The 19,472-nt window shown below is 69.9% G+C and carries 12 protein-coding genes and 1 pseudogene; 8 read left to right on the forward strand and 5 right to left on the reverse strand.

The annotated features are described in order from the left end of the window. Positions 1 to 40 precede the first annotated feature (40 nt). A complete protein-coding gene (locus tag AB0333_RS10680; RefSeq protein WP_366218663.1) occupies positions 41 to 2,782 on the reverse strand; it encodes an MMPL family transporter in 2,742 nt (913 codons plus the stop codon). A 198-nt stretch (positions 2,783 to 2,980) separates the two neighbouring features. Here AB0333_RS10680 and AB0333_RS10685 point away from each other — a divergent pair, with 198 nt between their 5' ends. Together AB0333_RS10685 and cls are read left to right on the forward strand one after the other, a co-directional pair. Continuing rightward, on the forward strand, positions 2,981 to 3,592 hold the full coding sequence (locus AB0333_RS10685) for a TetR/AcrR family transcriptional regulator (protein WP_366218664.1): 612 nt from the start codon (positions 2,981 to 2,983) through the stop codon (positions 3,590 to 3,592). Between the two features lie 9 nt (positions 3,593 to 3,601). Continuing rightward, positions 3,602 to 5,101: a cardiolipin synthase gene (cls, locus tag AB0333_RS10690; protein ID WP_366218666.1), complete on the forward strand. Its 1,500-nt coding sequence runs from the start codon at positions 3,602 to 3,604 to the stop codon at positions 5,099 to 5,101. A gap of 104 nt (positions 5,102 to 5,205) precedes the next feature. Here the strand turns inward: cls and AB0333_RS10695 are convergent, their stop codons facing one another. Continuing rightward, positions 5,206 to 7,437, reverse strand: coding sequence for a chorismate-binding protein (locus tag AB0333_RS10695; RefSeq protein ID WP_366218667.1), 2,232 nt, complete (start codon positions 7,435 to 7,437; stop codon positions 5,206 to 5,208). Next, positions 7,434 to 7,931 (reverse strand): MarR family transcriptional regulator, encoded by a 498-nt coding sequence (locus AB0333_RS10700; RefSeq protein ID WP_366218668.1) that lies wholly within the window; start codon positions 7,929 to 7,931, stop codon positions 7,434 to 7,436. The genes AB0333_RS10695 and AB0333_RS10700 overlap by 4 nt, the downstream gene beginning before the upstream one ends. 124 nt (positions 7,932 to 8,055) lie before the next feature. Here AB0333_RS10700 and AB0333_RS10705 point away from each other — a divergent pair, with 124 nt between their 5' ends. Then, entirely contained in the window at positions 8,056 to 10,485 is a 2,430-nt protein-coding gene (locus AB0333_RS10705; protein WP_366218670.1) for an MMPL family transporter, read from the forward strand. A 147-nt stretch (positions 10,486 to 10,632) separates the two neighbouring features. Here the strand turns inward: AB0333_RS10705 and AB0333_RS10710 are convergent, their stop codons facing one another. Continuing rightward, positions 10,633 to 11,187: a DNA starvation/stationary phase protection protein gene (locus tag AB0333_RS10710; RefSeq protein ID WP_366218672.1), complete on the reverse strand. Its 555-nt coding sequence runs from the start codon at positions 11,185 to 11,187 to the stop codon at positions 10,633 to 10,635. Between the two features lie 431 nt (positions 11,188 to 11,618). Here AB0333_RS10710 and dnaK point away from each other — a divergent pair, with 431 nt between their 5' ends. The 5 genes and pseudogenes from dnaK (at position 11,619) to AB0333_RS10735 (ending at position 17,149) form a co-directional block, all read left to right on the forward strand. Beyond that, positions 11,619 to 13,508 (forward strand): molecular chaperone DnaK, encoded by a 1,890-nt coding sequence (gene dnaK, locus AB0333_RS10715; RefSeq protein ID WP_366218673.1) that lies wholly within the window; start codon positions 11,619 to 11,621, stop codon positions 13,506 to 13,508. 149 nt (positions 13,509 to 13,657) lie between these two features. Beyond that, positions 13,658 to 14,368 carry a nucleotide exchange factor GrpE gene (locus AB0333_RS10720; protein WP_366218674.1) on the forward strand — a complete coding sequence of 237 codons (711 nt, stop codon included), beginning with the start codon at positions 13,658 to 13,660 and terminating at the stop codon, positions 14,366 to 14,368. Between the two features lie 32 nt (positions 14,369 to 14,400). Beyond that, on the forward strand, positions 14,401 to 15,411 hold the full coding sequence (locus AB0333_RS10725; protein ID WP_366218675.1) for a DnaJ C-terminal domain-containing protein: 1,011 nt from the start codon (positions 14,401 to 14,403) through the stop codon (positions 15,409 to 15,411). Further along, positions 15,408 to 15,761, forward strand: a pseudogene (locus AB0333_RS10730) (MerR family transcriptional regulator); the annotation flags it as partial. The gene AB0333_RS10725 and the pseudogene AB0333_RS10730, both read left to right, overlap by 4 nt. 248 nt (positions 15,762 to 16,009) lie before the next feature. Continuing rightward, positions 16,010 to 17,149, forward strand: coding sequence for an alpha/beta hydrolase (locus AB0333_RS10735; protein WP_366218676.1), 1,140 nt, complete (start codon positions 16,010 to 16,012; stop codon positions 17,147 to 17,149). Positions 17,150 to 17,263: 114 nt separating this feature from the next. On the opposite strand, the gene AB0333_RS10740 is transcribed toward AB0333_RS10735, so the two are convergent. Then, positions 17,264 to 19,288 carry a BCCT family transporter gene (locus tag AB0333_RS10740; protein ID WP_366218677.1) on the reverse strand — a complete coding sequence of 675 codons (2,025 nt, stop codon included), beginning with the start codon at positions 19,286 to 19,288 and terminating at the stop codon, positions 17,264 to 17,266. Positions 19,289 to 19,472 lie beyond the last annotated feature (184 nt).

Here is a 19,472-nt window from a genome sequence, read left to right on the forward strand (position 1 = left end):
TCCGTGATGCGCCCCGCCCTACTGCGGTGGTGATGCGGTGTCAGGCCCGGGTCAGTGCCGGGTCATCGTCGCGGCCCCGGCCGTCTCCGCCGTCGCCGGATCCGCCGGGCCCGCCTGCCCCGCCATCATCAGCTCCCTCAGCGCCGGCCAGCTCCGGATCCGAGTAGCCGTGGCTGCGCTCCAGCGAGGCACCCTCGACGTCCACGTTCGGCAGGATCCGGTCCAGCCACTTCGGCAGCCACCAGGCGGCGTCGCCGAACAGGTGCATCAGGGCCGGGATCAGCAGCAGCCGGACCACGAAGGCGTCCACGAGCACGCCGAACGCCAGGCCGAAGCCGATCGGCCGGATCATGGCGGACTCGGAGAACACGAAGCCGCCGAACACGCTGATCATGATGATGGCCGCGGCGATGACCACGGAACGGCCCGCCTTCAGCCCCTGCTGCACCGCCACGCGGGCCGATGAGCCGTGGGCGTAGGCCTCACGCATGCCGGTGGAGATGAACAGCTGATAGTCCATCGCCAGGCCGAACAGCACGCCCACCATGATCGTCGGCAGGAAGGCCAGGATCGGGGCCGGGTTGTGGACCTGGAAGACCGAGGCCAGCCAGCCCCACTGGTAGATGGCCACCACGCCACCCATCGCGGCGAAGGCGGAGAGGATGAACCCGCCGGTGGCGATCAGCGGCACCAACAGCGAGCGGAACACCACGATCATGATGATCAGGGACAGCCCGACGACGACGCCCAGGTACAGCGGCAGCGCGTCGGCGAGCTTCTCCGCCACGTCCACGAATCCGCTGGTGGTGCCGGCCACGGCCAGGTGGGTGGACTCTGACTCCGGCTCCGTGGCGCGCAGCGTGTGCACCAGTTCCTCGGTGGAGACGGCGTTCGGGCCGCCCTCCGGGATGACCTGGAACATCGCCATGCCGTTGTCCTCGGACACGGCGGCCGGGACCACGGAGGTCACGTGCTCGATGCCCTGGAGCTGCTGCGCGACGGCCAGCTGCTCGTCCACGATCTCGGAGTCCGTCAGACCCTCCGGCAGGTCAGCGGTGACCACGAGGGGGCCGTTGCGGCCTTCGCCGAACTTGGTGCCCAGGGTCTCGTAGGCCTGGTAACTGGCCGACTCCGGCGGCTCCGAGGCGCCGTCCGGCAGGCCGAGGCGCATGGAGAAGAACGGGATGGCGATGACGGCCAGCAGCAGGACGGATCCGACGGCGGTGAGGACCGCGCGCACCGTGGACATCGGCCGGGGTGCCCGGCCAGTGGGGGCGGAGTGCTCCGCAGCCGCGGCGTGCTTGCCGGAACTGGTGGCCGCGGCCGTCGCCGCGTCGGCGGCGGCCCGCTCCTTCGTGGAGAGCACCCGGAACTTCGCCAGGCCCAGGAGGGCCGGGATCATGGTGATGGCGATCAACACGGCCAGGGCCACGCAGACGGCGCCCACGGTGCCCATCAGGCCCAGGAACGGAATGCCCGTGACATTGAGCGCGACGAGGGCGATGACGACGGTCAGGCCCGCGAACACCACGGCGTTGCCGGAGGTGCCCGTGGCCAGGCCGATGGACTCGTGCAGCGGGACACCGTCCTTGAGCTGGCGCCGGTGGCGGTTGATGATGAACAGGGCGTAGTCGATGCCCACGGCCAGGCCGAGCATCAGCCCCAGCACCGGCGTCACGGACAGCATGTCGACCATCCCGGAGAACGCCAGCGTGCCGGCGGCGCCGATGGCCACACCGATCAGGGCGGTCAGGATCGGCAGGCCTGCGGCCACGAGGGTGCCGAGCATGATGAACAGCACGATGCCGGCGATGACCAGGCCGACGACCTCGGCCGGCCCGACGATCTGGGGGATGGCCTGGGAGAGGTCGTTGGCGGGCAGCACCTCGACGCCGGCGATGTCCGCCTCGGTCAGGGCGGAGACGACCTCGTCCTTGACGGCCTGGTCCACCTCCATCCCCGGGAGGGTGAAGGACACGGTCCCGACGGCGGCCGTGCCGTCCTCGGACACGGTCCGGTAGTCCTGGGTGAGGGTGAGCATCTGCTCGCCCTGGGCCAGTTCGGTCTCGCCGTTCGCCAGCTCCTGGGCGGACTCGTCCAGGGTGGCCTGGTTCGTCTCGATCTCGCCCCGGCCCTCGTCGAGCTGGGCGCGGGCGGCGTCCAGTTGTTCCTGCTGGGCGTCCAGGGCGGCCTGCTGTTGCTGGAGCTGGGCCATCGTCGCGGCCGGGGCGCCGGCCGCCTCGGCCTGGGTGCGTGCCTCGTCCAACTGGGCCTGGCCGGCGTCGAGCTGTTCCTGACCGGAGTCCAGCTCGGTCTGCGCCGCGTCCAGTTGGGCCACGGCGTCATCCAGCTGGGCCTGGCCGTCCTCCAGTTGCTGGCGGCCGTCCTCGAGTTCGGCGCGGCCGTCCTCCAGGTCCTGCTGCCCGTCCGCCTTCTGCTGCTCCGTGGTGAAGGGGTCCAGGGTGGAGTCGACCCCCTCGACGTCCCCGACCTCGGCCATCAGGTCGGTGATCTGCTGTTCCTGCTCGGCGGTGAACTCGGAGCCGTCCGCGGTGCGGAACACCACGGAGCCGGCGCCGTTGGCCGCCTCCGGGAACTCCTCGGTCAGCCGGTCGGTGACCTGGCTGGTGGGGGTGCCCGGGATGGTGATGGAGGAGGTCAGGGTTCCGCCGAAGGCGAGGAAGCCGCCCACGGCCAGCGCCAGCACCACCAGCCAGCTGCTGATCACGGTCCAGGGACGCTGGGAGGACCCGAAGCCGAGTCGGTAGAGCAGTTCAGCCATGAGGCGTCACTCCTTGAGGAGAGAAAAAGGCGGCCAGGAGAGTCGGCGGACGGGTCATGCGGCGGCCTGCCGTGACCCAACACGTCCGGCACCGACTATAGTAGACGCAACGTCACGTTTCGAAATGATCGGTGTGAGATGAGCCACGGAGGGCAGGCCCTCAGCTAGCGGGCAGACCACAGGAGCAGGAGGGCGTCGTTGAGCGTCGAGGCGGAGAAGCCGGCGGAGCACCGGGGGCGGCCGCGCAGCGAGAAGTCGCGCGTGGCCGTGCTGGAGGCGGCGGCGGACCTGATGGTCGGCTGCGGGTTCCAGGAACTCACGGTGGAGGGGATCGCCGCCGCAGCGGGGGTCGGCAAGCAGACCATCTATCGCTGGTGGGGCTCCAAGGCCGGCGTGGTGGTCGAGGCCTTGGCCGAGGGTTTCCTGGAGATGCCCCTCGGGGTGCCCGAGGACACCGGTGACCTGCGCGGCGACCTGGGTGCCTGGCTCACGGCGCTCAAGTCCGAGATCGAGGCGCCGGAGGTCTCCCGCCTCATCCAGACGATCATGTCCGCCCTGGCCTCCGCCGGGGAGACCTCCGCCGCCATGCACTCGGCCCTGGTGCAGCCGATCATGGCCGGGCTGGACGCCCGGTTCCAGGAGCACGACCGGAACCATCCCGGGGGACTGGCCGCGCCGCCGTCGTTCCTCGCCGAGACGGTGGCCGCGAGCCTGCTGTTGCGCCTGATGTTCTCCCGATCCCTGACCACCGAGTGGATTGACCAGCTGTTGGACCTCGTGGTCCCGTCCGGGAGACCTGACTCACCGTAAGCTGGGGTGATGCTCTGGCCCACCGCCGAGTTCGGCATCTTCCCCGACTGGTTGACCGTGCTCTTCTGGATCATCGACGTCGGCATCCGCGTCCTGCTGCTCGGCATCGTCCCGGGCGGTCGCCGCCCCGCAGTGGCGATGGCATGGCTGCTCATCATCTTCTTCCTGCCGCTGCCCGGCCTCATCCTGTTCCTGCTGCTGGGCTCCTTCCGGCTCGGGGGCCAGCGCCGCTCCCGCCAGAAGGCGGTCAATGATGCGCTCGGCCAGGCCACCGCCCACCTGCAGCTGCCCAACGACGCCGGCATGGCGCCGCGGTACGTGGTGGCGGCGGCGCGGTTGACCCGGAATCTGACGAGCTTCCCGATGCTGGACGGCAACGAGTTCGAGTTCATCACGGACTACCGGGAGTCCATGCGGCGGATGGCGGCGGAGATCGACCGGGCCCAGGACTACGTCCACCTGATCTTCTACATCCTCGCGGACGACCCGAAGGACCGGCAGGGGTACTCCTCCGTGGTGCTCGAGGCCCTGGAGCGGGCCCACGCCCGGGGTGTGACGGTGCGGATTCTCTTCGACCACGTTGCCTCGATGCGGGTCAAAGGATATCGGCAGCTGCGGCGCCGGCTGGATGCGGCGGGGCTCGAATACCACCTGGCGATGCCCGTGCTGCCCTGGCGGGGCAAGTACCAACGCCCGGACCTGCGCAACCACCGCAAGATCCTCGTCGTGGACGGGCTGGTGGGCTACACCGGCTCGCAGAACCTCGTGGAGCCCGGCTACAAGCGGGCCTCCGCCCACGCGATGGGCCGGGAGTGGGTGGACCTGATGAGCCGCATCACCGGCCCCGTGGTGGCCTCGCTGGACGTGGTGTTCGTCACCGACTGGTATGCGGAGACCGGTGACGAGCTGGAGGGCAAGTTCCGGGAGCCGGACCCCTCGGAGTACCAGGTCGACGAGGGCAGCATCGCCCAAGTCGTCCCCTCCGGTCCGGGGTTCTCCCACGAGAACAACCTGCGCCTGTTCAACCACCTGTTCTACTCCGCGCGGGAACGCCTCGTGGTGGTCTCGCCCTATCTGGTGCCGGATGACTCGATGCTCTACGCCCTGACCACCGCCGCCCAGCGCGGGGTGGCCGTAGAGCTGTTCGTGTGCCGCAAGGCGGACCAGTTCATGGTCCACCACGCCCAGCAGTCCTACTACGACGCCCTGTTGAAGGCCGGCATCCGGATTTTCCGCTACCCGGATCCCAACGTGCTGCACGCCAAGCTGTTCACCGTGGACAACGACGTGGCGGTCTTCGGCTCCTCCAACATGGACATGCGCTCGTTCTCCCTGAACATGGAGGTCTCGGTGCTGACCGTGGGTTCCGAGACGGTGGAGGCGCTGCAACCGGTGGTCGAGGACTACCGGGCCGTCTCCGAGGAGCTGACCCTGGCGGAATGGCAGGGACGGCCGCGTGCTCAGCGCTGGGTGGACAACGTCTTCCGCCTGACCTCCGCCCTGCAGTGACCACTTTGCGGGCAGAGATGAGTACTCATTTCTGCCCGCAAAGCTGATGGAGCGGTGCCGCACGACAGTCTCGTGCGGAGCCCGGTGCTGCGGAGGGGCTGGTGTCAGGCGTCCGGGAAGGCCGAGCCGAGCACCCTCAGCACCCCGTGGGCCTTGGTCCGCACCTCGTCCCACTCCTCCTCCGGCACCGAGTCCGCGGTGATGGCCCCGCCCACGCCGAGCGAGAGGTGCGTGCGCCCGGATTCCCCCGGATCCGACGCCGGCCATGCCGGTTCCGGAGTCCCCACCGGTTCCGCGGTCCCCACCGGCACCGCGACCAGCGTGCGGATCAGCACGTTCAAGTCGGCCGCACCGTCGGCGGAGAGGTAGCCGGCGACCCCCGAGTACACCCCGCGGGGCCCCGCTTCAAGGTCCTCGAGGATGTCCATGGTGGAGATCTTCGGGGCGCCGGTCATCGACCCGGGCGGGAAGGCCGCGGCGAGCGCGTCGGCCCGCGGCACACCGGGCTGCAGCTGGGCGGTCACCGTGGAGACCATCTGGTGCACCGTCGGGTACGACTCGATCGCGCACACCCGTGTGGTCGCCAGTGTCCCCGGCCGGGCGAATCGCGAGAGGTCGTTGCGGGCCAGGTCCGTGATCATGATGTTCTCGGCCCGGTCCTTGGGGGAGGACGCCAGCTCCTCGGCCAGCGCGCGGTCCTCGTCCGGCGTGGCCCCGCGCGGGCGCGTTCCCTTGATCGGCTCCGTCACCAGCCAGCCTCCCGCCGCCCTCGAGGAGACGGAGAGGAATCGCTCGGGGCTGGTGGAGAGGATCTGCACCGGCTCGCTCCCGGTCTGAGGTTCGCTGCCCGTCCCGGCCCCGCGCCCGACGCCGGCCCTGGTCACCTGGGCGCGCAAGTACAGGGTGAACGGGGCCCGGTTCGCCTCGGCGAGCCGCTGGTAGGTGGACCAGCCGTCGAAGGAGTCCACCGTGGACTCCAGGGCCGTGGTCAGGCAGACCTCGTAGGTGTTCCCCTCGTGGATCTCGGCCTGGGCCGCCCGGATCTTGGCCAGGTACTCCTCACGGGAATCCCGCACGGTGAAGACCGGGGGAGCGGCGGGCGATGCGACGGGCCGCCCCTCCGAACTCTCAGCCGACAGCCCATCCGCCAGTCCGTCCAGCACCCGGTCCGCCCACTCCGGCCCGCTCCGGTCGTCGGCGGACCAGAAGAGGGTCGTGGTGCCGGCCACATGATCCACGCTGGCGCCCCGCTCCGGGCGGAACAGCAGTGCCTCGGGTACGGTCGGCGCCGCCTCGTCGGCGGCCGCAGTCAGCGTTGCGGCGCCGTCCGGGGACCCGGCCTCGCGTTTGATGCCGTAGCCGATCCAGCCCATCCAGCCGGGTTGGAACGGGCCGTCCGCAGGGCCGGGGCCAGCGGGCCAGACGGTGGCCAGCCACGGGAAGAACGCCCCGGGGTGCCGCAGGGTGAGGAGGCCGGAGGAGACGGTGGTGACGCCGTCCGTGTGGGTCGCGACGGTCGAGGAGTCGGTGGCCAGGCCGATGAGTGAGTACCGGCTGCGCTCTGGTGAGGGGGTGACGTCCCGGTCCGAGCTCTCCAGCAGCAGGGCGGTCGCGGCCTCCGGTCCGCCCATGGCGGCGAACAGCGCCCTCGGCTCGGCGGCCGTGGACAGGGTGCGGCGTTCCCACTGGGACGGGCCGGGCGCCGGCACGAGGGCGAGCGCGGCTTCCCAGCCGGGCAGGGAGCGCAGGCCCTCCACCAGGTCGGCTGCGGCCCGCGGCGTGGGTCCGTGGCCGTCGAGGGTCAGCCAGGCTGCCTCCGCCACCTCGTCACCGGCGAGGTAGGTGTCCTCCTGCGCGGCCCAACGGTCCCAGTGTGCGGCGAAGGTCTCGCCGTCACGCCTCAGGGCCCGCCGCTTGCGCTCGCCGTCATCCATGGCCACCCAGGCCACGGCATCCAGGTGCGGACGGGCGTTCCGGTTCCCGGCCCCCACGCCCTCGAGGATGACGACGTCGGCCGGCGGGGTGGCATCCGCGCGTCCCGGCGCATCAGCGGTCCAGTCCCACCAGGTCCACCGGGCGGTGCGGCCCTGGGCGAGCGGGGCGACGACGTCGTGGGCGTAGGTGTCCAGCGAGGCGACGAGGCCGTCCCAACCGGGATAGATGGAGTCCAGGTGGAAGACGGCGACCTCCAGGTGGGGCCGCAACAACGCGGCCGTCTCCACGGCGAGGGAGGTCTTGCCGGCGCCGGAGCGGCCGTCGATCGCCAGCAGAAGGGGAGGTCGAAGTCGCCCTCCCGCGGTCTCCGTGCGGGTTTCGGAACGAGCGGTGGGTGTCATGACTGGACGTGGGTGGGCGGTGGGCCCGCCGGGGCCTCGAAGGAGTCAAGGGCCTCAGTGGCCGCCGCCAGGACCTCGATGGCGGTCTGCATCTGCTCCGGTGTGAACCCGGACAGGCGGTCCGCTATGGTGCGGGCCATCGGCATGAAGATCTTCCGGCCGTCCACGGCGGCGGTGTCCGTGTGGGAGATGCTGACCCGGCGCCGGTCCGTGGTGGACGGGGTGCGCTGGGCGTGGCCGTTGGCGACCAGGCGGTCCACGAGGGCCGTGGTGGAGGCCGAGGTGAGGCTCAGCATCCGCCCGAGGTCGGTGGGGCTGGTGTTCAGGCCAGCCGCCTGACGTTGCATGAGGATGGTCAGGGCGCGCAGGTCGGTACGGTGCAGGCCGCTGCGGTGGCCGGCGGCGTCGGTGGTCCGATCTGCCACTTCGGCATACCGCCGCAGGGCATGGATCAACTGGAAGAGCTCCGAAGGCTCCTGGCCGGCGTGCGACATGGGGCCTCCTTCCGCCGGTGTCTGACGCCCCAGTCTACTGAGCGGCAGTGACCAGGATTTAACTCGACATCAAACTCGACAGCAGGTATCTCGATCATCGAGTGAATGCGCTAGCGTAGGGCTCATGCCAGAGAACCCCCGACATCGGGCCGAGCCTGAAGCCGCCGACATCCAGCCGGGCCGTCAGTCAGGCCCACCGTCAGATCGCCGGCCTGAGCACCGCGCCAAGGACCGGGCCGAGAGCCGGCCCGAGGATCGGCCGGAGGGCCATTCGGGCCAGGAGCAGAACCGTCCCTGGGGCAAGGTGTGGATCCGGGTGGTGGCCGCCGCCGTCCTGGTCCTGGCCTGGTTGGCCGGCACCGGCCTGGGTGGACCGACCTTCGGCAAGCTCGGGGAGGTCTCCTCCAATGACCAGTCCACGTTCCTGCCGGCCTCCGCCGAATCCACGCAGGCCGGGGAATGGGTCTCCCAGTTCACGGACAGTGAGCAGATCCCCGCACTCGTGGTCCTCGGTCTGCCGGACGGACAGGCGCTCGCCGAGGGTGCCGAGTCTGCCGGTGAGATGGAGGCGCTGGCCGGATTCGGTGAAGAACTCGGCGCCGTGGAGGGCGTGGACCAGATCATCGGCCCGGTGCCATCGGAGGACCGGGAGGCTGTGCAGTACATCGCCCTCGTCAACACGGAGTCGGCCGAGTCGGACGCGGTGGTCGAGGATCTCCGGACCGTGGCAGCCAACTCCCAGGCGGACCTGGCCGGCGCGGGCAACGGGGGTCTGGATGGAGCCGAGGTCCACGTGGCCGGGCCCGCCGGACTCGCTGCCGACCTGGCCGGTGCGTTCGCCGGCATTGACGGGATCCTGCTGGCCGTGGCGCTCAGCGTGGTGTTCGTGATCCTGGTGCTGGTCTACCGCTCCGTGCTGCTGCCCCTGCTGGTGCTGTTCAACTCCGTGGCGGCCCTGTGCGTGGCCATCCTCGCGATCTACTGGATGGCCGCCGAGGGGTGGATCGCCTTGAACGGCCAGTCGCAGGGGATTCTCTCGATCCTGGTGATCGGCGCCGCCACGGACTACTCCCTGCTGATGGTGGCCCGGTACCGAGAGGAGCTGCGCGTCCGGACGAAGGTGGCCACGGCCGTGCGGAACGCCTGGAAGGGGTCCTTCGAGCCCATCACCGCCTCGGCGGCCACGGTGGCGATCGCCCTGTTGTGCCTTCTCTTCTCCGACCTCAACTCGAACCGCTCCCTCGGCCCGATCGCGGCCTCGGGCATCGTCCTGGCCTGGGCGGCATCCCTGACCTTCCTGCCGGCGGTGCTCTACCTCGTGGGGCGTGCTGCCTTCTGGCCCTCGATTCCCCGGCCGGGCGCCGTGTCCCGCAAGGACGCCCGGTTCCGCCAGCCCGTCGATGCGAACGGCACACCGATCCGCGGGCTCGAGTCCAACCACGGCGTGTGGACCAGGATCGGCGCCCTGGTGGCACGCCGTCCCCGCGCCGTGTGGATGGTCACCGCCGCGGTGCTGTTGGTGGGAACGGCGGGCATCACTCAGCTCCAGACCAGCGGCGTCCCGCAGACCGAAGTCCTGCTGGGCGAGAGTGACGGCAAGGCCGGGCAGGTGGTGCTCGAAGACCACTTCGATGCCGGCACCGGGGCCCCGGCCACGATCATCGCCCCCGCGGAACGTGCGGACGAGGTCCTCGAGGACGTCCAGAACACGGACGGCATCGCCTCCGCCTACCTCACCGCCGAGGGTGGCGGCCCGGCAGGTGCCGGACAGGGCGGCCCGCCAGCCGAGCCGCTCGAGGTCGACGGCCGCGTCTACTTGCAGGCAACCCTCGCGGATCCCGCGGACTCCATGGAGGCCGAGCAGACCGTCGTCGAGCTCCGGGAGAGCCTGCACGCCATGGACGCGGGAATCCTGGTCGGCGGGACCACCGCCACCAACCTGGACACCAACACCACGGCGCAGGCCGATGTGCGGACCATCATCCCGCTCGTGCTGATCGTGGTGCTGGTCATCCTCATGGTCCTGTTGCGTTCCGTCATTGCGCCGATCCTGCTGGTGCTGGCCACCGTGCTCAGCTTCGGTACCGCCATCGGCGTCTCGGCACTCGTGTTCAACCACGTGCTGGGCTTTTCGGGGGCCGATCCCACGGTGCCGCTCTACGGCTTCGTGTTCCTCGTGGCGCTCGGCGTGGACTACACGATCTTCCTCATGACCCGGGCCCGGGAGGAGGCGTTCTCCCTCGGCACCCGGGCCAGCGTGCTCAAGGCCCTGACCGTGACCGGTGGCGTCATCACCTCGGCCGGCGTCGTGCTGGCGGCCACCTTCGCAGCGCTCGTGGTCATCCCGCTGATGTTCATGGTGCAACTGGCGTTCATCGTGGCCTTCGGTGTCCTGCTGGACACCTTCCTGGTCCGCTCACTCGTGGTCCCGGCGCTCACGTATGACATCGGGCCGAAGGTCTGGTGGCCCTCGAAGCTCTCGCGGCGTGGGCGAGACCTGGAGCCCGCCGAATCGGTCGCGGAAGACATTCCGGAGCCGGAGAAGGTCCGCTGAGGCCGGTCCGCTGACGCCGGTTGAGGCAGGCGGCTGCCGATGAGAACCCGGAGGACACCAGAAGTGCCGGGCCACCCAGTGATGCACTGGGTGGCCCGGCACTTTTCGTCGGGGTCCGGTTGTCGCCCGGTGGTAGCCCGGGGCCTCTCAGTTCTGGTGCTTCAGCTCCCCGCCGGTGTTGCTGATGAACGAGCGGAGGAACCACTGGAACAGCTCCAGCTCGCGGGTCTGGCCGACCAGCAGGTCCTCGGCCATCGGGTCGATCTTGCCGACCTCGTCGATGGCGTTGCGGTGGTCGGCGATCACGCCGTCGTAGACCTTGTCCAGGGCGGAGATGTGGGTCAGGGTGTCGGCGCGGCCCAGGGTGTAGTCGTCCCAGGTGCGTTCACTGGTGATGGCGCCGGGTGTGCCCTTGGGGGACAGGCCCATGGTGGCCACGCGCTCGGCGACCTCGTCCACGAATCCGCGCACCACGTCGACCTGGGGGTCGAGCATCTCGTGGACGGCGATGAAGTTCGGGCCCACCACGTTCCAGTGGGCGTGCTTCAGGGTGAGCTGGAGATCGTTGAGGGCATGCAGGCGCATCTGAAGGATCTCGGCGACGCGGTGGCCGTCTTCGATCTCGATGCCGGGAACGGTGTACTTGGATGAAATCTCGTTGGCCTTCTTGGTTGCCTTGGCCTGAGTATCCTTCGCTGCCATCGTGACTCCTTTCCGTGCGGCGCCGACTGTCGGAACTGCATTGCGCCGCTGTGTCGATGCCCTTACTCAAACACCCCGGTAGCTTCCCCACAAGGAAACGAAGCCTAGCCTTAGTTATTTTGACCTACTCAAAACAATGCAAGGCATTCCTGGTGATCCTGCGGTCGCCGCCCGTGGGTGTGGGCGGAGAATGTCTTGGGCCCCGGCGGGAATGGATCCCGGAAGCCCGTGGTTATCTTCATCGAAGGCAAAGTTGAGTCAGGTTGGCTCAAGGGAGATTGACAGGGACCTCCTGGTCATGAAACCTTGAGTCTTGAACGCTCAGGTGACTGGATGGCGGGGAAGCCCGCCGGCCCCAGCCCCCAGTCCGGCACCGTGTGGCGTCCGGCTCTCGCAGCCCTCGAATCGTCCGTTTAGGAAAGGAACCGCCCATGTCCCGTGCAGTGGGAATCGACCTCGGCACCACCAACTCTGTCGTCTCCGTCCTGGAGGGTGGCGACCCCGTCGTCATCGCCAATGCCGAAGGCTCCCGGACCACCCCGTCCGTCGTCGCCTTCTCGAAGTCCGGCGAGGTCCTCGTCGGCGAGATCGCCAAGCGTCAGGCCGTGAACAACCCCGAGCGCACCCTCGCCTCCGTCAAGCGCCACATGGGCACTGACTGGAGCACCGAGATGGATGGCAAGAAGTACACCGCGCAGGAGATCTCCGCGCGCACCCTGATGAAGCTCAAGCACGACGCCGAGGATTACCTGGGCGAGAAGGTCACCGACGCGGTCATCACCGTGCCGGCCTACTTCAACGACGCTGAGCGTCAGGCCACCAAGGAAGCCGGCGAGATCGCTGGCCTCAAGGTCTCCCGCATCATCAACGAGCCGACGGCGGCCGCACTGGCCTACGGCTTGGAGAAGGGCAAGGAGGACGAGCTCATCCTGGTCTTCGACCTCGGCGGCGGCACCTTCGACGTCTCCCTGCTCGAAGTGGGCAAGGACGAGGACGACTTCTCCACCATCCAGGTCCGCTCCACGTCCGGTGACAACCGCCTCGGCGGCGACGACTGGGACCAGCGAATCGTCGACTGGCTGCTGAGCCAGGCCAAGTCCAAGGGTGCCGACCTGTCCAAGGACAAGATCGCCCTGCAGCGTCTGAAGGAAGCCGCGGAGCAGGCCAAGAAGGAGCTGTCCTCCGCCACCTCCACCAACATCTCGCTGCAGTACCTGTCCGTGACCGCGGACGGCCCGGTGCACCTGGACGAGCACCTGTCCCGCGCCAAGTTCCAGGACCTGACCAAGGACCTGCTTGAGCGCACCCGCAAGCCGTTCGAGGACGTCATCAAGGAAGCCGGCGTGTCCGTCAAGGAGATCGACCACGTGGTCCTCGTGGGCGGTTCCACCCGCATGCCGGCCGTGGCGGAGCTCGTCACCGAGATGACCGGCGGCCAGGAGCCGAACAAGGGCGTCAACCCGGACGAGGTCGTGGCCGTGGGCGCCGCCCTGCAGGCCGGTGTGCTCGCCGGTGAGCGCAAGGACGTGCTGCTGATCGACGTCACCCCGCTGTCCCTGGGCATTGAGACCAAGGGTGGCGTGATGACCAAGCTCATCGAGCGCAACACCGCGATCCCGACCAAGCGGTCCGAGACCTTCACGACCGCTGAGGACAACCAGCCCTCCGTGTCCATCCAGGTCTTCCAGGGCGAGCGCGAGTTCACCCGGGACAACAAGCCGCTGGGCACCTTCGAGCTGACCGGCATCGCACCGGCCCCGCGCGGCATGCCGCAGGTCGAGGTCACCTTTGACATCGACGCCAACGGCATCGTCCACGTCTCCGCGAAGGACAAGGGCACCGGTACCGAGCAGTCCATGACCATCACCGGCGGAACCTCGCTGTCCGATGACGACATCGACCGCATGGTGAAGGACGCCGAGGCCCACGCCGCGGAGGACAAGGAGCGCCGCGAGGCTGCCGACCGCCGCAACCAGGCCGAGCAGACCGCGTACTCCGTGGACAAGTTGCTCACGGACAACGGGGACAAGCTGCCCGAGGACATCAAGACGGAGGTCCAGGCCGACGTCGACGCCCTCAAGGCCGCCCTGGAGAAGCAGGACAACGACGATGAGGTGAAGGCCGCCTACGAGAAGCTGCAGGCGTCCCAGACCAAGATCGGTGAGGCCCTGTACGCCTCCCAGGCTTCGGAAGCCGGCGCTGCCGGGGCCGAGGGTGCTGCCGACTCCGGCGCGGCCGGCGAAGACGAGGACATCGTCGACGCCGAGGTCGTGGACGAGGAGGAGCCGAAGGACGGCGAGTCCAAGGACGAGTCCAAGTAAGGCTCTTCCCCCATCGTTGATCCCTAGCTGATACCCGGCCCGTCGTCCGACGGCGGGCCACCGGACCCGGGCCGGTCGGACTCTGTCCCTGCACTGTCGCAGGCAGGGCCGGCCGGCCCCGGGGGTACCGGAGGAAAGGACCCCAGACCATGCCGAACCACGGTAATGAAGAAGACCGCGAGCGCGAGGAGCCGGTGAGCTTCCAGGACAAGCGCCGGATCGACCCGATGACCGGGAAGGTCCGCGAACCGGCGGGCCAGTCCGCCGGTGACGCCGCTGAAGACCCAGCCAACACTGACAACGACGCCGGCCCCGCTGCGGCGGACGCGGACGGAGACGCGCTCTCCCAGGCCGAGCAGATCCTCAACAGTGTCGCCGATGCCTCCGACGAGGGCGTCACCGGCGCCCAGGACCCGGAGCTGGCCAGCGCCACCGCCCGCGAGGAGGAGCTGCGCAACGACCTGTTGCGCGTGCAGGCGGAGTTCGTGAACTACAAGCGCCGCGTGGACCGAGACCGGGACGTGTCCAAGGACAACGCCATCCAGTCGGTCCTGACGGCACTGCTGCCGGTGCTGGACGACCTGGACGCCGCGCGTGCCGCGGGCGACCTCGCCGAGGGCCCGTTCGCCTCGATCGCCACCAAGTTCAACTCGGTGCTCACCGGCTTCGGGCTGGAGCGGCAGGACCAGGACACCCTGGTCGGCCAGCCGTTCGACCCGGCCCGCCATGAGGCCATGCTGCGCCAGCCGAGCCAGGACATCCCGGAGGAACATGTCGTCCAGGTGTTCCGCAACGGCTACCTCCGCGGTGAGCGCGTCCTGCGCGCCGCCCAGGTGATGGTCTCCGCCGGCGAAGGCTGACCGGACCTCCGCCAGACAGGAAAGGAGGCACCATGGCCTCACAGGATTGGGTGGACAAGGACTTCTACGCCGTCCTCGGTGTCTCCAAGGACGCCTCGGAAGCGGACATCAAGAAGGCCTACCGGAAGCTGGCCCGCAAGTACCACCCGGACCAGAACCCCGGTGACGATGCCGCCGAGAAGAAGTTCAAGGAGGTCACGGAGGCCAATTCCGTGCTCTCCGACCCGGAGGAGCGCCAGCAGTACGACGCGATCCGCGCCATGGGATCCGGGGCGCGGTTCTCCGCACCCGGCTCCGGTGCGGGCGGCCCCGCCGGCGGTGGCTTCGAGGACATGTTCGGCGGCCTGTTCAACACCGGCGCCAGCCGCGGCCGCTCCGGGCCGACCACCGGGGACATCCCACCGGAGTTCGCCGACCTGTTCGGCGGCTTCGGGGGCCGCTCCGGTGGCTTCGGCGGCCGGCCCGGCGGGGGCGGCTTCGGCGGTCCCCCGGCCAAGGGGGCGGATCGCACTGCCAGCACGAGCATCTCCTTCGCCGGGGCCATGCGCGGCACCACCATCTCCCTGCGCGCCGCGGACGGAGAGGTCATCGACGTCCGCATTCCCGCCGGCATCAAGGACGGCCAGAAGGTCCGCTCGCGGGGCAAGGGCGCGCCCGGTGCCGCCGGCGCCGGAGACCTGATCGTCACCGTCAGCGTGAAGGACCACCCCTTCTTCCACCGTGACGGCAACAACCTGCGCGTCCAGGTGCCGATCTCCTTCGACGAGGCCGCCCTCGGCGCCACGATCGAGGTGCCCACCCTGGACGGCTCTGTGAAGGTGAAGGTCCCTGCCGGATCGTCCTCCGGGCGCGTGCTGCGCGTCAAGGGACGCGGCGTGAAGTCCTCCAAGGGCACGACGCCGGCCGGAGACCTCCTCGTCGAACTCCAGGTCGAGGTGCCCACGTCCCTGTCCGACGACGCCCGGGCCGCCGTGGAATCCTTCGCCGCCGCGACTGCGGGACACCATCCGAGGGCGGGGCTGGCGGACAAGGCCCGCCTGTGACCACGTTCTGGGAGGAACCGATCTACGTCATCTCGGTGGCAGCCGAGCTGGCAGACATGCACCCGCAGACCCTGCGTCAGTATGACCGGATCGGCCTGGTGGTCCCGCAGCGCCAGGGAGGTCGGCAGCGCCGCTACTCCCGGCAGGATGTGGACCGCCTCCGCACCATCCAGCAGCTCAGCCGGGACGGTGTCTCCCTGGAGGGCATCCGCCGGATCGTGGAGCTGCAGGGCGAGGTCGAGCAATTGCAGAACACCGTGGCGGAACTCGCCGGGCAGATCCAGGCCTTCCAGGCCTACGCCCGCTACCCCCGCGTGTTCACCGCCGGCGCCACCGGTGACGTGACCAGTACCTTCGACGCCGGCTCGGAGGGATCGCAGCACGCCTCCCGGGCCCGGGAGGCTGAGACGGCGGCCACCATCGAGCGCGCCCGCCGGGCTGCCCGGTGGCGCCGTCCGGCCGCGGCCCTTTCCGCCGCTCCCGGCATCTTCGAGATCACCGCGGGTCCCGGCCCCGCCGCTGGCACCACCACCGCGGGCCGGCACTACCCCTCGGAGGGCTCGGAACCGCGCCCCGGCGCGACGTCCACGGTGCGGATATGGAAACGCCAGGGCTGAGGCCGGAGCGACCGGCCGAGCCGGTCGCGTCGGTGGCGCGCCGGGACATCTGGGACGCCGCCGAGCGGGCGGCCACCCGGGCCCGGCTCCGGGCGGACCTGCGCCGTCGCGAGACCCTGGGGGCACGCCAGAGGTCCGCCCTGGACGGTCTGGTGCACGCCTTGAAACCGGACTCCATGGACCGCTCCTACCCGGAGCGGCACCTGCTGGCCTATGACCTCGGCACGGCCCTGCGACCGGCTTCCGCCGCCATCGCGGTGGGGGAACCGTCCACCGCCAGCCATCTGACCTGGCAGGTCTCCGGCATGGGAATCCTGGTGCACACCGCCATGTGGGGCTCGGTCCGGGAGGCCGGGCAATTGTGGGCCGCCCAACGGGACGCCGGGGTGCCACGGCCCTGCGTGGTGGCCTGGCTCGGCTACCACCCGCCCGGCCCCTGGGGTGTGCTGTCCGGCCAGTCCGCCCTGCGCGGCGGAGCCCGGCTGGCCCGGCACCTGGACGGCTGGTTCGACTACCGAGTACGGCTCGCTGCGGGCCCCGCACCCGCCGCGGGGACCGGACCGGACATCGGCACGGCGACCGCGCCCGCTGGCACCGCGCCCGCTGGCACCGCGCCCGCTGGTACCGCGCCCGCCGCGGGGACCGGGTCGGCCGGCGTCGGACCCCAGGCAGGGACGGCCCCGCTGCCGCACACTGCCGTGGAAGCCCATTCCTACGGGAGTGTGGTGGCCGCGCGGGCCCTGCAGATCCTGCAGCGGCGCGAACCGCCGCGCAGCCTGGACGCGCTGGTGGTGTCCGGCGTGGTGGGCCTGCCTCGCGACCTGGCGGAGGACCCTGGGAAGCTGGGGTTGAGGGAGGAACAGATCTACGTCGCCCTGGCGGAGACCGATTACCTGTCCCGGCTCGGGCGGCTGCTCTCGCGGCGGCCACGCTGGACCCGGTTCACACCGCTGGAGGTCGGGGCGGACGACTCGCGTGGTCTCGCCGGCGTGGTCGGGCACAACACGTCGCGGCACCGGCCTGATTCCGGCCCGATGCACCGCGGCTTCGGATACCGGGATGTGGGGACCACCTCGCTGCACCACATCGCCCGCGCGACGGCTGGCCTGCCTCTCGACTGAATCTCGGGTTCTCGGTGATGCCCCCGGCCGACGACCACGCCCCGCCTTCCGCCGGTCACAGGCGGGGACGGGGCGTGGTGCACTGCCTGGACGGCAGCCGGGGCCGTGCTGGTGTCAGCTGGTGGAGGTTCCCCGGCCCGGCTGACGGTCCTGGGTACCGGGGTCCGTGGCCTGGTCCTGGCCGGATGCCCCGCCCGCACCCTTGCTGGCGCTGGCGCTGGCGCTGGCGTCAGTGGTGCGGGCCTCGGCGGTGGGCTCGGTGCCCTCCGGCGTCCAGCCGTCGGCGTAGGTGCCGGTCTCGTAGTCGTAGTCGACCGGCTGACCCTCCTCGTCGGTGCGCTGGTACCACTCGGTGACCTGATCCGCGGTGGAGTCGAAGTCGGCACCGGCACCGCGGCCCTCGGGGGCCTCACGCACGGAGAGCTCGAAGTCATCGCCGTGCTCCTCGATGCCGCGGCGCACGGCATTGGAGATGGCCGTCTTGGCGTAGTCGCGACGGATGGCCTCGGGGTCCGTGGACAGGTCCCGCAGGAAGGCGACCACCATGAGCAGCAGGATGACCGAGAACGGCAGGGCGATCAGGATGGTCAGGTTCTGCAGACCCGTCAGGACGGTCTCGCCGCCGACCAGCAGCATCACCACCGCGATGCCCATCATGCACAGGCCCCAGAAGATCACCACGAGCTTGTTGGGCTCGGGGTTGCCGCGGGAGGACATGGTGCCCATCACCACCGAGGCCGAGTCGGCCGAGGTGACGAAGAAGATGGCCAGCACCGCGATCACGATGAACGGGGTGATCTGGGACAGCGGCAGCTGGTCGAACAGGGTGAAGAGCAGGGACTCCGCGGAGGCCGAGCCGTCGGTGCCCTCCACGCCGTTGCGGTTCATCCAGATGGCGGCGCCGCCGAAGATGGTGAAGGCGAAGATCAGGATGGAGGTCGGCACGCCCATGACCACCAGGACGAACTCCCGCAACGTCCGGCCGCGGGAGATGCGGGCGATGAAGACGCCGACGAACGGGGTCCAGGCGATCCACCAGGCCCAGTAGAACCCGGTCCAGTAGGACTGGAATTCCACCGTGTCCGCGCCCCAGGACAGGGACTTGCCCATCATGGAGAACATCTCGTCCGCGTACTCCATGACGCCCGAGGGCAGCAGGTTCAGCAGGAACAGGGTGGGACCGGCGATGAACACGAACAGGACCAGGCCCAGCGTCATCAGGATGTTGATGTTGGACAGGTAGCGGATGCCCCGGGCGACGCCGGAGATCGCGCTGATGACGAAGGCGGCGGTGAGCACCGCCAGGATGATGATCAGCCCGTTGTTGCCCAGGGGTCCGGCCCCGGAGATGATCTCCACGCCCTGGCCGATCTGGATGGCGGCCAGCCCGAGCGTCGCGGCGGTGCCGAAGAGCGTGGCGATGATCGCGAAGATGTCCACGATCTTGCCCGCCAGGCCGTCGGTCTGCCGGGCCCCGAAGAGCGTCCGGAACACCGAGCTGATCAGGGGGACGCGGCCGCGGCGGTAGGAGGCATAGGCGATGGCGCCGCCGACCAGGGCATACATGGCCCACGCGTGCAGGCCCCAGTGGAAGTGGGACTGGGCCATGGCCTGGTGCAGGGCGGAGTCCGTGCCGGCGGCCACCGTGTCCGGCGGCGGGGAGAGATAGTGGGACAGGGGCTCGGAGGGGCCGAAGAAGAAGATCCCGACGCCGATCCCTGCACCGAACATCATGGCCACCCACGAGAAGCGGGAGAACTCCGGCTCCTCGTCGTCACGGCCCAGGCGGATCTTGCCGAACCGGCTGAAGCCGATGAACAGCATGGCACCGAGCGCCACGATGGCGGTGATGTTCAGCAGCCAGCCGGCGTTGGTCATGGACCAGCCGAAGGCCGAGGCGGAGACCTCGGACACGGACTCCGGGGAGACGACGCCCCACGTCACGAAGGCCACGATGAGGGCACCCGTGATGCCGAAGACGAGCTTGTCCAGGCCGAAGCGGTTGCGCTGCTCGTCCACGCCGATACCTGGGACCAGGCCGGGGTGGATGTCGTGCGGGTACATCCCTACGGCACCGGACGTCTCCGGCGGGCTCGTCGGCAGACCGGGTGTGGCAGGGGAGGGGGTGGTGTCTGGCACCGGGGTCCCTTCGGTTGTGACCCGCCCAGGGTACTGCGCAGACCGGACCTGCCGGGCGCTTCGATGGCGCCCTGGGGGAGGCCGGTGGATGATTCGGCCTCCCAGTATCCCTGCCCGATGGCATGGGTGCAAAGGCGGGGGCGTTGGAGCGGGGCCCCGGAGTGGCCTGCCGGGAGCCCTACTC

This window comes from Citricoccus sp. NPDC079358 (assembly GCF_040702545.1).
In the GTDB taxonomy this organism is placed as follows: Bacteria; Actinomycetota; Actinomycetes; order Actinomycetales; family Micrococcaceae; genus Citricoccus.